Origin of the sequence: Streptomyces sp. NPDC048182 (assembly GCF_043202555.1) — a bacterium.
GTDB lineage: Bacteria > Actinomycetota > Actinomycetes > Streptomycetales > Streptomycetaceae > Streptomyces.
In genome coordinates this window covers 211491-226280 of record NZ_JBIDAQ010000005.1, presented here as the reverse complement: position 1 = coordinate 226280, position 14790 = coordinate 211491, and the positions used below count along the sequence as shown (strand labels likewise).

Genomic DNA, 14790 nt, shown 5'->3' with positions numbered 1-14790 from the left:
TGGGGGGGGCGGGGGGGGCGGGGTTGGGGGCGGGGGGGGGCGGGGCGGGGGCGGGGGCCGGGGGGGGCCCCCCCGGGGGCCCCCGGCCCCTTCTCGCGCCTGCGTCATCTCACGCCAGCAACTCCACCTCCGCCAGCGTGTGTTCCCCGTCCAGCACCAGCCGGTACTTCGCGTACGAGCCCGCCGAGCGCACCGTGAACGCCCGGGTCTGCCGGTCCCAGGCGAAGGTCTCGCCCGAACGCCGGTCCAGGGTCTGCCACTTGCGGCCGTCCCGGGAGCCCTGGAGGGTCCAGCCGGTCGGCGCCTTCGTGCGGTCGGCCGGCGAGGTCAGCGTGTACTGCACCGCCTTCACCCGCTCGGCCACCGGCAGGTCGGCGCCGGTCACGGCCGCCTCCGTCGCCGAGGTGTCGTCGGCCAGCGCGCCCCCGCCCGTCAGGACGTCCCGGCGCGGCGAGGGCACCTTGTTGTCCTGCGTCACCGACGGCGGCGCCGCGTTCTTGCCCGTCGCCCACGAGGACGGCCTCGAACCCATGCTGAAGTCGAGGACGCCGCCCCGGGAGATGAGGGAGTGGGGGAGCGAAGTGGAGTTCCAGCTCTTGCCGTTGACCCTCAGCCCCTGCACGTAGACGTTCTTCGTGCTGTTGCGCGGCGCCTTCACGACCAGATCGCGGCCGTTCTCCAGGTGCACCGTCGCCTTCGTGAACAGCGGGGAGCCGATGGTGTAGTCGCCGCTGCCCATCACCAGGGGGTAGAAGCCGAGCGCGGAGAAGAGGAACCAGGCCGACTGCTCGCCGTTGTCCTCGTCGCCGTGGTAGCCCTGCCCGATGTCGCTGCCGGTGTAGAGGCGGGAGAGCGCCTCGCGCACGTTGGCCTGCGTCTTGTACGGCTGGCCGGCCGCGTCGTACATGTACAGGGCGTGGTGGGCGACCTGGTTGGAGTGCCCGTACATGCCCATCCGGACGTCCCGCGCCTCGGTCATCTCGTGGATGACCCCGCCGTAGGAGCCGACGAACTGCGGCGAGGCCGTCTCCGGGGTGGCGAGGTAGGTGTCCAGCTTGTCGGCGAGGCCCGCCCGGCCGCCGTAGAGGTTGGCCAGGCCCCGGCTGTCCTGCGGGGCGGTGAAGGCGTAGCCCCAGCCGTTGGTCTCGGTGTAGTCGTACCCCCACACGCGCGGGTCGTACTTCGCCGAGTCCACCCGCCAGTTCCCGGCGGCGTCCTTGCCCTGGAAGAAGCCGGCCTTGTCGTCGAAGAGGTTCACATAGTCCTGGGCGCGGTTGAGGAAGTACTCCGACTCCTCCTTGTAGCGCTTCACGCCCGTCTTCTTGTACAGCGCCGCGCCCATCCGCGCGATGCCGTAGTCGTTGACGTAGCCCTCCAGGGCCCAGGACAGGCCCTCGTGGGTCTCGGTGGAGGTGTAGCCGAGGAAGGGCGAGGTCTCCATGCCCTTGCGGCCCACGCCGGAGGACGGCGGCACCACGGTGGCGTTCTTCACCGCCGCGTCGTACGCCGCCTTCGCGTCGAAGTGCACGCCCTTGACGTACGCGTCCGCGAACGCCACGTCCGAGGAGGTGCCGGTCATCAGGTCCGCGTAGCCGGGGGAGGACCAGCGCGAGGTCCAGCCGCCGTCCTTGTAGTGCTGCACGAAGCCGTCGACCAGCTCGCCCGCCTGGGAGGGGGTGAGGAAGGAGTACGCCGGCCAGGTGGTCCGGTAGGTGTCCCAGAAGCCGTTGTTGACGTACACCTGGCCGTCCACGATCTTCGCGCCGGTCTGCGTCGGAGTGTCCGGCTGCGTCATCGGCTGGAAGGGCGAGGCGTACTTGACCTTGCCGTCGACCTGCTCGGAGCCCGAGTTCGGGTACAGGTAGAGCCGGTACAGGCTGGAGTACAGCGTGGTCAGCTGGTCCGCCGTGGCGCCCTCCACCTCGACCTTGCCGAGCAGGGCGTCCCACTGCCGCTGCGCGGCGCGCTTCACCTTCTCCAGGGACGTGCCCTTCGGGGCCTCCATGCGCAGGTTGGCCTTCGCCTGGTCCAGGCTGATCAGCGAGGTCGCCAGGCGCAGGGTGACGGTGCGGTCGGCGCCCGCGTCGAAGCGCAGGGAGCCCTTGACGCCGCTGGAGGCGCCGCCGGTGACCTTCTTGTCGAACTCGCCGTAGACGAACAGCCGGGTCGCGCCGGTGGACAGGCCCGACTTCACGTCCGAGTAGCCGGAGACGGTGCCGCCGGCCTGGTCGAGGGTGAGGCCCGCCTGGTCGGTGACGTTGTCGAAGAGCACGCTCGCGTCGTCACCGGGGTAGGTGAAGCGCAGCACCGCCGCGTGGTCGGTGGGCGCCATCTCGGCCTTCAGGCCGTTCTCGAAGCGCACGCCGTAGTAGTACGGCTTCGCGGTCTCGTTCTCGTGCCGGAAGGCCAGCTCGCGGGCGTCCCGGCCGGTGTCCGGGGTGCCTTCGGCGGCCGAGGGCATCACCTGGAAGGTCTGCCGGTCGCCCATCCAGGGGCTCGGCTCGTGGCTGGCGCTGAACGCCTGGATGGTCGGCAGGTTGGCCGCGTTGTTGCCGCGCGCGTAGTCGTACAGCCAGCTCTGCGAGCCGGCGTTGGTCACCGGCGTCCAGAAGTTGAAGCCGTGCGGCACGGCTGTCGCCGGGAAGGTGTTGCCGCGCGAGAAGCTGCCGCTGGAGTTGGTGCCCCGGGTGGTCAGCGCGTAATCGGACAAGTGGGCCTTGGGCTTCTCGGGCGCGGCCCGCTTCAGCGCCACGTCGTCCAGCCAGCCGCGGAACTTCGCCGGGCCCTTGGGGGAGTCGTACGCCACCAGAATCCGGTCGACCGTCTTGCCGGCCGCGACCGAGCCGATCGCCGAGCGCACGCTGTTCCACTGGTTGACGTACAGCACCTTGGCGTCGCCCTGCCCGCGCGGGGTGAGCGCGAAGCCGTGCTGGTCGGTGGCGCCGAGGCCGCTGAGGTAGGTGCCGTCGGTGAAGGCGAGGTCGACGGAGACGTTCGTGGCGTCGTAGTCGAGGTCGCCGTCGGCCATCGACGGGAAGACCTTGTAGGACAGCTCGGTCGCGCGGTCCACCTTCACGTTCACGTCGAAGACCTTGTTGTACGAGTACGCCCGCCCGTCCGCCGTGTGCCGGCCCGCGTAGCGCAGCGCCCGGGTCCCGGTGAAGCCGGCGCCCGCCTTCGCGGTGGGGGAGCCGCTCGGGCCCCGGTCGACCAGCGAGAGCATGTCGGGCGGCACCTCGCCGCCGCTGCCGCCGGTGGAGAGCTGGAGGTCGGCCAGCTGGAGGATGTCCCCGCCGGCGTTCTTGGCGATCTCCAGGCGGAAGTGCCGGTACTCGGCCGGCTCGGCGAGGTCGTACGTCCTGGTCTGCAGGCGCTCGCCGAAGGTCTCCCCGGTGCGGGTGTCCAGGGTGTGCCAGTCCTGGCCGTCCGCGGAGCCCTGGAGCACGAAGTCGGCCGGGTCGCGCTCGGCGTGGTCGTTGGCCGAGGTGAGCGCGTAGCGGGCCACCTTCACCGGCGCGTCCAGGTCGTACTCGATCCAGCCGGTCTTCGCGAAGGCCAGCCACTTGGTGCCCGGCTCGCCGTCGGTGAGGTTCTCCTTGACCTCGCCGCCGTCGGTGTTCTCGGCGCTGGCCCGCACCGCCGTGACGCGGTCGGTGACGTTGCCCGGAATGCCGTTGCTGAAGCCGCCGTCCACGCCGGAGGCGCGCTTGGCGCCGCCCGGGCCGGTGTCGACGGTGCTCAGCCAGTCCGGGGCCGGGTCGCCCGCCTCGAAGGAGGACGCGAACTCCGCGGACGCGGCGGCCGGCGCGGCGGGCCGCGCGACCGCGGCCCCCTGGGCGCTCACCGCCAAGGCGAAGGCGGTCGTCAGGACGACCGCCGGACCCCATCTGTGCCGAACCCTGTAACCCATGCCGTGGTCACCCTCCATGCGCTCGGGACAACGTTGTCAATTCACACGCGCAAGGACCAGTAGCGGCCAAGTGGCAAGTGATGTCAAGGGCGTTGCTGTGGTGTCCGGGGCCTGTGGCCGGACTTCGACCGGTCGGCGGGGTACTGGCCGCCGATATTTCCGACAGGTCTCAACTCGGAAAAGACCCACCGACAACCTTGCTTTCGATCTTGCTCCGGCGGCGGGAAGTGGACTATACCTGTCGGCCACCGGGGGGTTCCGGGGCGAACCGCGAAAAGCCACCGCCAGGGCACCCGAACAGCAACGACAGCCGTATCAGTACTTCGTGCACCACCCAGCGTGACCCGATCGCGGTGCCCGGGAGGATCCGGTACACCGCCTGAGTCCTGGAGAAGGCGAGGACTTGAGCATGGGATCCACTTCCGCCGAGAACAACAGCACGGGCGTCGGCCGCCGCGCGCTCATCAAGCGGTCCGCCGCGCTCGGCCTGGTATCCGTACCGGGAATGAGTTTCCTGTCGGCGTGTGCCAGCGGGGGCGGTGACGACCAGAAGAAGGCGGAATCGGGCAAGAAGACCGCCAAGAACCCGCTGGCCGTCAACGAGACCGCCCAGATGGAATTCGTCCTCTTCGACGGCGGCTTCGGCAAGGAGTACGCCGAGGACGCGGTGAAGATCTACCAGAAGAACTTCCCCGACGCGAAGACGAAGTTCGCCGCCACCCAGAAGATCCAGTCCACCCTCCAGCCGCGGTTCAACCAGGGCACCCCGCCCGACCTCATCGACAACTCCGGCGCCGAGCAGATGGACATGGGCGTCCTGGTCGGCAAGGAGCAGCTCGCCGACCTCACCGCGCTCCTGGACGCGCCGTCCTACGACGACCCGAACAAGAAGGTCCGCGACACCCTGCGCCCCGGCATCGTGGAGATGGGCCAGTTCGACGGGGACAAGGTCTGGATCATGTACTACGCGTACACGGTCTACGGCGTCTGGTACTCCCAGAAGGCGCTGGACTCGCTGGACGCGGAGTACCCCAAGACCTGGGACGAGATGCTCGCGGTCTGCGAGAAGGCCAAGAAGAAGGGCATGGCCGGCTGGACCTACGCCGGCAAGTACCCGTACTACCTGCCCTTCTCGCTCTACCCGATGATCGCCAAGATCGGCGGCGCCAAGGTCCTCGACGCCATCGACAACCTGGAGCCGAACGCCTGGAAGGACCCGGCCGTGAAGGCCGCCTTCGAGGCCTACTACGAGCTGTACAAGAAGGGCTACGTCCTCAAGGGCACGCCCGGCCTGGACCACATCCAGTCGCAGACCGCCTGGGCCAAGGGCGACGCCCTCTTCATCCCCAACGGCTCCTGGGTGGAGAACGAGTCGGCCAAGGTCATCCCGGCCGACTTCCAGCTCGCCGTCTCCGCGCCCACCGGCCTGGACTCCTCCGACAAGATGCCCTTCGGCACCATCTGGGCCTCCGGCGGCGAGCCCTTCATCGTCCCGGCCAAGGCGAAGAACGGCGCCGGCGGCATGGAGCAGCTGCGCATCATGCTCAGCGAGGCGTCGTCGAAGAACTTCACCAGCAAGGTGAAGTCGCTGACCGCCTACAACGGCGGCACCGACGGCATCGAGCTGACCCCCGGCCTCAAGGCCGGTGTGGCGGCCCTCGAGCTGGCCGGCACGAACGTGGTCAACCCGCGGCTCCAGGACTGGTATGTGCAGCTCCAGAAGGAGAAGATCGGCGTGTCAGGTCTTGGCGAGATGATGGCCGGCCGGCTCACCCCGGCCGAGGCCATCAAGAAGATCCAGGGCTACGCCGACGAAGCGGCCAAGGACTCGTCGATCAAGCACTACAAGCACCAGTGAGGACGGCCCTGCGGGGCCCGGCCGGCGCCTGCGCGCCGGCCGGGCCGCCGCGGCGCCGCCCGCGCGCAGATCGGGGTCGGTAGCAATGCAGCACGGCAAGTACCGGTTCATCGTGGGGTTCCTGGCGGTTCCCCTGGGGCTGTACGCGCTCTTCGTCGTCTGGCCGTTCATCCAGTCCATCTACTACTCGTTCACGGACTGGACGGGGCTGAGCCCCGACTTCAAGATGGTCGGTTTCGACAACTACTCGCGCATGCTGGACGACGACATCTTCTGGAAGTCGTTGCAGCACAGCGTGTTGTTCGCCCTGCTGGTGCCGGTGGTGACGCTCGGCCTGGCGCTGTTCTTCGCCTTCATGATCAATGTGGGCGGACGCCGCCGGCGCGGCGGCCCGGCGATCACCGGGGTCCGCGGCTCCGGCTTCTACAAGATCGTGTACTTCTTCCCGCAGGTGCTCTCGATCGCCATCGTCGCCCTGCTGTTCGCGTTCGCGTACAACCCGGACAGCGGCGCGCTCAACTCCTTCCTGCGCGGCATCGGCCTGGACGGCTTCCAGCCGCTGTGGCTCGGCGACCCGAACTACGCGCTGTGGTGCGTGATGGCGGTGCTCGTCTGGTCCACGGTCGGTTTCTTCGTGGTCCTCTTCTCCGCCGCCATGGCCTCCATCCCGGCGGAGCTGTACGAGGCCGCGCTGCTCGACGGGGCGAACCGCTTCGCCACCTTCTTCAAGGTGACCCTGCCGCTGCTGTGGGACACCGTGCAGTCCGGCTGGGTCTACATGGGCATCCTGGCGCTCGGCGCCGAGTCGTTCGCGGTCGTGCAGATCATGACCACCGGGCCCGGCGGGCCCGACTACTCGACCACCGTCATGGTCCTGTACGTGTACCAGAAGGCGTTCCGGGACGGCCAGGCCGCCTACGCGACCACCATCGGCGTCGCCCTGCTCCTCGTCACCCTGGCCTTCGCGGCCGTCGTGATGCGGCTCGGCCGGCGCGAGCGGCTGGAGTACTGATCAGATGAAGACGACCCAGACCCCCGCCCCGGTGCCGGCCCAGTCCGGCCCCCCGGTCCGCAAGACGGACGCCGCGCCCGGCGGACCGGCCCGGCCGAAGAAGGAGGGCACCACCCTCAACGTCTTCTCCCACGGCGTCCTCGTCATCTGGGCGATCCTCGTCGCGATGCCGCTGCTGTGGGCGGTGATGACCTCCTTCAAGGACGACGCCTCGATCTTCAACTCGCCCTGGTCGCTCCCGGACAAGCTGCACTTCGACAACTGGTCGCGCGCCTGGTCCCAGGCCCACATGGGCGACTACTTCCTCAACACCATCCTGGTGGTGGGCGGCTCGCTCGTCGGCACCCTGGTGCTCGGCTCCATGGCCGCCTATGTGCTGGCCCGCTTCGACTTCCCGGGCAACCGCTTCATCTACTACCTGTTCGTCGCCGGCATGAGCTTCCCGATCATGCTCGCCCTGGTCCCGCTGTTCTACGTGGTGGACAACATGGGGCTGCTGAACACGATCCACGGGCTGATCCTGGTGTACATCGCCTACTCGCTGCCCTTCACCGTGTTCTTCCTGACCGCGTTCTTCCGCACCCTGCCGACCTCGGTGGCGGAGGCCGCGTTCGTCGACGGCGCCTCGCACAGCCGGACGTTCTTCCAGGTCATGCTGCCGATGGCCAAGCCGGGCCTGATCAGCGTGGGGATCTTCAACTTCCTCGGGCAGTGGAACCAGTACATGCTGCCGACCGTGCTGAACACCGACCCGGACAAGCACGTCCTCACCCAGGGCCTGGTGCAGCTCGCGGTCAGCCAGGGGTACAAGGGCGACTGGTCGGGCCTCTTCGCGGGCCTGGTGATGGCCATGCTGCCGGTGCTGGCGGCGTACATCGTCTTCCAGCGCCAGGTGGTCCAGGGCCTCACGGCGGGCGCCCTGAAGTAGGCCGGCCCTCTCTCCGCGCGTGCCGCTCCCGGTGGTCCGGGGGCGGCACACGCGTGCGGGCGCGAGCTCCGATGAGGTTCAACCTCTTGACGGGAGGCGACCCGAACAGCTCAGCTTAGGGTTCACTAGTTGGACATGGACGGGGCCTCACCGAAGCGGTCCCGCGCGCAGGAGGTCGTCGTGGAGACTCCGGGGTCGCAGTCGTCGCTGCACCGAGCCAACCTGGAGCGGGTGGTACGTGCGGTACGCCTCGCCGGTTCGCTCACGCAGGCGGAGATCGCGAGGACGACGGGCCTGTCCGCGGCGACCGTCTCCAACATCGTCCGGGAGCTGAAGGACGGCGGGACGGTCGAGGTCACGCCCACCTCGGCGGGCGGCCGGCGGGCCCGCAGCGTCTCGCTGAGCGGCGACGCGGGCATCGTCATCGGCGTCGACTTCGGCCACACCCACCTGCGCGTCGCGGTCGGCAACCTGGCCCACCAGGTGCTCGCCGAGGAGGCCGAGCCGCTCGACGTGGACGCCAGCGCCGCGCAGGGCTTCGACCGGGCGGAACAGCTGGTCAGCCGCCTGATCGAGGCCACCGGTGTGGACCGCGCCAAGATCGCCGGGGTGGGCCTCGGGGTGCCGGGCCCGATCGACGTGGAGTCCGGCACGCTGGGCTCGACCGCCATCCTGCCCGGCTGGGGCGGCACCCGGCCCGCCGAGGAGCTGCGGGAGCGGCTCGGCGTGCCGGTGCACGTGGACAACGACGCCAACCTCGGGGCCCTCGGCGAGCTGGTCTGGGGCAGCGGCCGGGGGGTGCGGGACCTGGCGTACATCAAGGTCGCCAGCGGTGTCGGCGCCGGCCTGGTCATCAGCGGGCGCATCTACCGCGGGCCCGGCGGCACGGCCGGCGAGATCGGGCACATCACCCTGGACGAGGCGGGCCCGGTGTGCCGCTGCGGCAACCGCGGCTGCCTGGAGACCTTCGCCGCCGCCCGCTACGTGCTGCCGCTGCTGCGGTCCAGCCACGGCAGCGACCTGACCATGGAGGGCGTCGTCCGCCTCGCGCGGGACGGCGACCCCGGCTGCCGGCGGGTGATCGCCGACGTGGGGCGGCACATCGGCAGCGGCGTGGCCAACCTGTGCAATCTCCTCAACCCCTCCCGGGTGGTCCTCGGCGGCGATCTCGCCGAGGCCGGTGAGCTGGTCCTCGGGCCGATCAGGGAGTCCGTCGGCCGCTACGCGATCCCCAGCGCCGCGCGTCAACTCTCCGTGCTTCCGGGGGCACTTGGCGGACGCGCCGAGGTGCTCGGGGCGCTCGCCCTGGCACTCAGCGAAATGGGCGATTCGACCCTTCTGGACGGAAGTGCGACCGGCACCCCGTCCACCGTCGCACCCGCCTTCACTTAGAGAACGGATGGCACCGTTGCCATCTCGTTAAGGATTTACTTCTTGACGTCGCACAGGCGGCCGAGTTGACTTCGAGCCACCTCGGCCGCAACGTCGCGGCCTCGTCAGGGAGGTTTGTGAAGTGAACACGCGTATGCGTCGTGCCGCCGTTGCCATCGCCGCCGGTGCCATGGCCGTCTCGCTGGCCGCCTGTGGCAGCGCCAAGGAGTCGGGCGACAAGAAGGGCTCCGACGACGGCGCCGCCAAGAAGGGCGACGACATCACGGTCGGCCTGCTCCTGCCGGAGAACCAGACCGCTCGCTACGAGAAGTTCGACAAGCCCTTGATCGAGAAGAAGGTCAAGGAGCTCACGAACAACAAGGGCAAGGTCGTCTACGCCAACGCCAAGCAGGACGCCAGCCTCCAGTCGCAGCAGGTCGACACGATGGTCACCAACAAGGTGGACGTCCTCATCGTGGACGCCGTGGACTCCAAGGCCATCGCCGGCTCGGTGAAGAAGGCCAAGGACGCCGGCATCAAGGTCGTCGCCTTCGACCGCCTGGCCGAGGGCCCGATCGACGCCTACACGTCCTTCGACAACGTGACCGTCGGCAAGACCCAGGGCGAGGCCCTGCTCAAGGCCCTGGGCGACAAGGCCAAGAGCGGCCAGATCGTCATGATGAACGGGTCCTCCACCGACCCGAACGCCAAGCAGTTCAAGGACGGCGCCCACTCGGTCCTCGACGGCAAGGTCAAGATCGGCCGCGAGTACGACACCAAGGAGTGGAAGGCGGAGAACGCCAACGCCAACATGGAGGGCGCCATCTCCGCGATCGGCAAGAACAAGATCGTCGGCGTCTACTCCGCCAACGACGGCATGGCGGGCGGCATCATCACCGCCCTGAAGGCCGCCGGCATCGCCGACATCCCGGTCACCGGCCAGGACGCCGAGCTGAACGGCGTGCAGCGCATCATCACCGGCGAGCAGTACATGAGCGTCTACAAGTCCTACCCGAAGGAGGGCGCGGTGGCCGCGGAGATGGCCGTCAAGCTCGCCAAGGGCGAGTCGCTCGACTCCCTCGCCAAGGAGAAGTCCGACAGCGCCACCGCGCAGGGCATCCCGACGGTCCTCGTCCCGGTCGTCTCGCTGACCAAGGACAACATCAAGGAGACGGTCATCGCCGACGGGTTCTACACCCTCGACGAGATCTGCGGCGGCAAGTACAAGGCCGCCTGCGACAAGATCAACCTCCAGTAGGTCCCAGGGCCCCGCGGTGAGGCGGACCGCCTCCCGCCCGGCCCCCCGGCTCCTCCGGCGCCCCGCACTCATCAGCCCCGCAAGCTATGGCGGGGCGCCGGACGGAACACCCCCCAAATCTTCTGCACAACCTCCCGCCGGGTCAGGCGGCGAAGGAGATGGTTCACGTGTCCGCTACGCCCGTGCTGGCGTTGCGCGGGGTCTCCAAGCGGTTCGGTGCCGTTCAGGCGCTCACCGACGTAGAGCTTGAGGTCCACGCCGGTGAGGTGGTCGCCCTGGTGGGCGACAACGGCGCCGGAAAGTCCACGCTGGTCAAGACGATCGCCGGCGTGCACCCCATCGATGAGGGCGCCATCGAGTGGGACGGCAGGTCCGTCACGATCAACAAGCCGCACGACGCCCAGAACCTGGGCATCGCGACCGTCTACCAGGACCTCGCGCTGTGCGACAACATCGACGTGGTCGGCAACCTGTACCTCGGCCGGGAGGTCCGCAAGCGCGGTGTCCTGGACGAGGTGGAGATGGAGCGCCGCTCCCGCGAGCTGCTGGACACGCTGTCCATCCGCATCCCCAGCGTCCGCATCCCGATCGCCTCGCTCTCCGGCGGTCAGCGCCAGGTCGTGGCGATCGCCCGGTCCATGCTCGGCGAGCCCAAGCTGGTCATCCTCGACGAGCCCACCGCGGCGCTCGGCGTGGAGCAGACCGCCCAGGTCCTCGACCTGGTCGAGCGGCTGCGCGAGCGCGGCCACGCGGTCATCCTCATCAGCCACAACATGGCCGACGTCAAGGCCGTGGCCGACAAGGTCGCCGTGCTGCGCCTCGGGCGCAACAACGGCGTGTTCGAGGTCAAGTCGACCTCGCAGGAAGAGATCATCTCCGCCATCACCGGCGCCACGGACAACGCCGTGACCCGCCGTGCGGCGCGTACGACTGGGGAGGTCGCGAAGTGAGCACCGAGAAGACCTCCACGCCGGCCGGCGGGCAGACCGTGGAGAACTCCGAGGCGGCCGCCGCCGCCGTCACCGTGGTCGACCCCCGGCTGCTGGTGCGCGAGCAGGGCTTCGCCGGGTACCTCGGCGAGTTCAAGCGCAAGCTGAAGTCCGGCGACCTCGGGTCCATACCCGTGGTCCTCGGCCTCGTGCTGATCTGGATCATCTTCCAGAGCCTGAACTCCAACTTCCTCAGCGCGGGCAACCTGTCCGACATGTCGGTGACCATGGTCGGCACCGGCATGATCGCCGTCGGCATCGTCTTCGTGCTGCTGCTCGGCGAGATCGACCTGTCGGTCGGCTCGGTCAGCGGTGTGGCGGGCGCCGCCTTCGCGGTGCTGGCCGTCAACAAGGACATGAACGAGTGGCTGGCCCTGGTGCTGGCCATCCTCACCGGCACCGTCGCGGGCGCCATCCACGGCTTCTTCTTCGCCCGGATCGGCGTCCCCGCCTTCGCCGTCACGCTGGCCGGTCTGCTGTTCTGGAACGGCTTCATGCTCCAGGTGCTCGGCGACAACGGCACCATCAACATCGACTCCGACGGTGTCGTCGCCAAGCTGACCAGCTACTTCTTCGCCGACGTGGCCGCCGCCTACGGGCTCGCCGTCGTCGTGGTGGTCGGCTACTTCCTCAGCGCCTTCTTCGGCAACCGGCGCCGCGAGGCCGTCGGGGTGCCCTCCCGGCCGCTGAGCGAGATCATCGCCCGCACCGTGCTGCTGGCCGTCCTGGCCTTCGGCGTGGCGATCGTCTTCAACCAGTACAAGGGCCTGCCCCTGGCGGTGCTGATCTTCGTCGTGGTGCTGCTCATCACCGACTTCGTGCTGCGCCGCACCGCCTACGGCCGCAAGGTCTTCGCGCTCGGCGGCAGCGTCGAGGCGTCCCGCCGCGCCGGTATCAACGTCACCCTGGTGCGCATCTCGGTGTTCGCGATCTCCGGCACCTTCGCCGCCATCGGCGGCCTGTTCATCGCCTCCAAGATCGCCTCCGCCAACCAGGGCGCGGGCGGCGGCGACCTGCTGATGAACGCCATCGCCGCGGCGGTCATCGGCGGCACGTCCCTCTTCGGCGGCCGCGGCCGCACCTGGAACGCGCTGCTCGGTGTGCTGGTCATCGTCTCGATCCAGTACGGCCTCGCCCTCCAGGGCGTCGCCTCGCCGGTCCAGTACATGATCACCGGCGGTGTCCTGCTGGTGACCGTCGTCATCGACGCCGTCACCCGCAAGACCCAGAAGACGGCCGGCCGCGCCTGACCTCGCCCGACACGCTGCACGCCCGGCACCGGTCCCCGGTGCCGGGCGCAGCCGTGTCATAGGACCGTCGCATGATGGGTACAGCCGAACGCGTGACATACGACGCACCGCCCGAGGACGGGGCGCCGGAGCGGAACATTAGACTCGACAGGCCCGGCAACAGCTCTACTGCAAGGAGGCACGGGTGCCGCTGCTGACCCGCATCACGGGACCGCGCGATCTGGACCGGCTCAGCATGGAGGAGCTGGACCTGCTGGCCGAGGAGATCCGTACCTTCCTCGTGGACGCCGTGTCCAAGACCGGCGGCCACCTCGGCCCCAACCTCGGTGTGGTGGAGCTGACCCTCGCCCTGCACCGGGTGTTCGAGTCGCCCGAGGACAAGGTGCTCTTCGACACCGGGCACCAGTCCTACGTGCACAAGCTGCTCACCGGCCGCCAGGACTTCTCCCGGCTGAAGATGAAGGGCGGCCTCTCCGGCTACCCCGCGCAGGCCGAGTCCGAGCACGACGTCATCGAGAACAGCCACGCCTCCACGGTGCTCGGCTGGGCCGACGGCATCGCCAAGGCCAACCAGGTGCTCGGCCGGGACCGGCACGTCGTCGCCGTCATCGGGGACGGCGCGCTCACCGGCGGCATGGCCTGGGAGGCGCTGAACAACATCGCCGCCGCCAAGGACCGCCCGCTGGTCATCGTCGTCAACGACAACGAGCGCTCCTACGCGCCCACCATCGGCGGCCTCGCGAACCACCTGGCCACCCTGCGCACCACCGACGGCTACGAGCGCTTCCTGGCCCGCACCAAGGACCTCCTGGAGCGCACCCCGGTCCTCGGCAGGCCGCTCTACGACACCCTGCACGGCGCCAAGAAGGGCCTGAAGGACTTCATCGCCCCGCAGGGCATGTTCGAGGACCTCGGCCTGAAGTACGTCGGCCCCATCGACGGCCACGACCTCGAGGCGCTGGAGTCGGCCCTCACCCGGGCCAAGCGGTTCGGCGGCCCGGTCATCGTGCACTGCCTCACCGAGAAGGGCCGCGGCTACCAGCCCGCCCTCCAGGACGAGGCCGACCGCTTCCACGCCGTCGGCAAGATCCACCCCGACACCGGCCTGCCCATCGCCGCCTCCGGCGCCGACTGGACGTCCGTGTTCGGCGAGGAGATGGTCGAGCTGGGCAAGGAGCGGAAGGACATCGTCGCCATCACCGCCGCGATGCTCCAGCCGGTCGGCCTCGACCGCTTCGCCAAAGCCTTCCCCGACCGCGTCTACGACGTCGGCATCGCCGAGCAGCACGGCGCCGTCTCCGCGGCCGGCCTCGCCCACGGCGGCCTGCACCCGGTCTTCGCCGTCTACGCCACCTTCCTCAACCGCGCCTTCGACCAGGTCCTGATGGACGTCGCCCTGCACAAGTGCGGCGTCACCTTCGTCCTGGACCGGGCCGGCGTCACCGGCACCGACGGCGCCTCGCACAACGGCATGTGGGACATGTCGATCCTCCAGGTCGTCCCCGGCCTGCGGCTGGCCGCCCCGCGCGACGCCGAGCAGGTCCGCGCCCAGCTGCGCGAGGCCGTCGCGGTGGACGACGCCCCGACCGTGGTCCGCTTCTCCAAGGGCGCCGTCGGCCCCGCGGTGCCGGCCGTCGGCCGGGTCGGCGGCATGGACGTGCTGCGCGCCCCCGGCACCGACACCCCCGACGTGCTGCTCGTCTCCGTCGGCGCCCTCGCGCCGATGTGCCTGGAGATCGCCGCCCTCCTGGACAAGCAGGGCATCTCCACCACCGTGGTCGACCCGCGCTGGGTCAAGCCCGTCGACGAGGCGATGGCCCCGCTCGCCGAGCGGCACCGCGTGGTCGTCACCGTCGAGGACAACTCCCGGGTCGGCGGCGTCGGTTCCGCCGTCGCCCAGGCCCTGCGCGACGCCGGCGTGGACGTGCCGCTGCGCGACTTCGGCATCCCGCCGCGCTTCCTCGACCACGCCTCGCGCGCCGAGGTGCTCGCCGAGATCGGCCTCACCGCGCCGGACATCGCCCGCCAGGTCACCGGCCTGGTGGCCAAGCTCGACGGCCGCTACGAGGAGGCGGGCGCCGAGGCGGACGCGGTGGAGGCGGCGCGCGACTGACGGCCGCCTCCGAGGTACGGCCGGATGGGCAGGTGTCCCCACCCTTTGCGGTGGGGAAACCCGCTCATCCGCGTGAATCAGCTCACGCCGGGGCATACGCA

Annotated in this window: 9 protein-coding genes; 8 read left to right on the top strand and 1 reads right to left on the bottom strand. The window is 69.7% G+C overall.

The window, feature by feature from the left end; all coding sequences use genetic code 11:
* Positions 1-109: 109 nt before the first annotated feature.
* Positions 110-3910, bottom strand: a complete 3801-nt coding sequence (locus ACGFZL_RS12370) for a GH92 family glycosyl hydrolase (protein ID WP_393690881.1) — start codon at positions 3908-3910, stop codon at positions 110-112.
* A gap of 409 nt (positions 3911-4319) precedes the next feature.
* Between ACGFZL_RS12370 and ngcE the strand changes: the two genes are divergently transcribed.
* The 8 genes from ngcE to dxs all read left to right on the top strand — a co-directional run bounded on the left by ngcE (position 4320) and on the right by dxs (position 14689).
* Entirely contained in the window at positions 4320-5768 is a 1449-nt protein-coding gene (gene ngcE / locus ACGFZL_RS12365; RefSeq protein WP_355170717.1) for an N-acetylglucosamine/diacetylchitobiose ABC transporter substrate-binding protein, read from the top strand.
* Between the two features lie 85 nt (positions 5769-5853).
* The gene (locus tag ACGFZL_RS12360) at positions 5854-6780 is read left to right on the top strand and encodes a sugar ABC transporter permease (protein WP_355170719.1); all 927 of its coding nucleotides are present in this window, start codon (positions 5854-5856) and stop codon (positions 6778-6780) included.
* A gap of 4 nt (positions 6781-6784) precedes the next feature.
* Positions 6785-7708 (top strand): carbohydrate ABC transporter permease, encoded by a 924-nt coding sequence (locus ACGFZL_RS12355; RefSeq protein WP_355170721.1) that lies wholly within the window; start codon positions 6785-6787, stop codon positions 7706-7708.
* 180 nt (positions 7709-7888) lie between these two features.
* Positions 7889-9100, top strand: a complete 1212-nt coding sequence (locus ACGFZL_RS12350) for an ROK family protein (RefSeq protein WP_393690878.1) — start codon at positions 7889-7891, stop codon at positions 9098-9100.
* Positions 9101-9233: 133 nt separating this feature from the next.
* The gene (locus tag ACGFZL_RS12345; RefSeq protein ID WP_355171115.1) at positions 9234-10337 is read left to right on the top strand and encodes a sugar ABC transporter substrate-binding protein; all 1104 of its coding nucleotides are present in this window, start codon (positions 9234-9236) and stop codon (positions 10335-10337) included.
* A gap of 158 nt (positions 10338-10495) precedes the next feature.
* Entirely contained in the window at positions 10496-11287 is a 792-nt protein-coding gene (locus ACGFZL_RS12340; protein ID WP_355170725.1) for an ATP-binding cassette domain-containing protein, read from the top strand.
* Complete coding sequence (locus tag ACGFZL_RS12335; RefSeq protein ID WP_355170727.1) at positions 11284-12576, top strand: ABC transporter permease subunit; 1293 nt, start codon at positions 11284-11286, stop codon at positions 12574-12576. Before ACGFZL_RS12340 ends, ACGFZL_RS12335 begins: the two co-directional genes overlap by 4 nt.
* A 184-nt stretch (positions 12577-12760) precedes the next feature.
* Positions 12761-14689: a 1-deoxy-D-xylulose-5-phosphate synthase gene (dxs, locus tag ACGFZL_RS12330; RefSeq protein ID WP_355170729.1), complete on the top strand. Its 1929-nt coding sequence runs from the start codon at positions 12761-12763 to the stop codon at positions 14687-14689.
* The last annotated feature ends 101 nt before the right edge of the window (positions 14690-14790 follow it).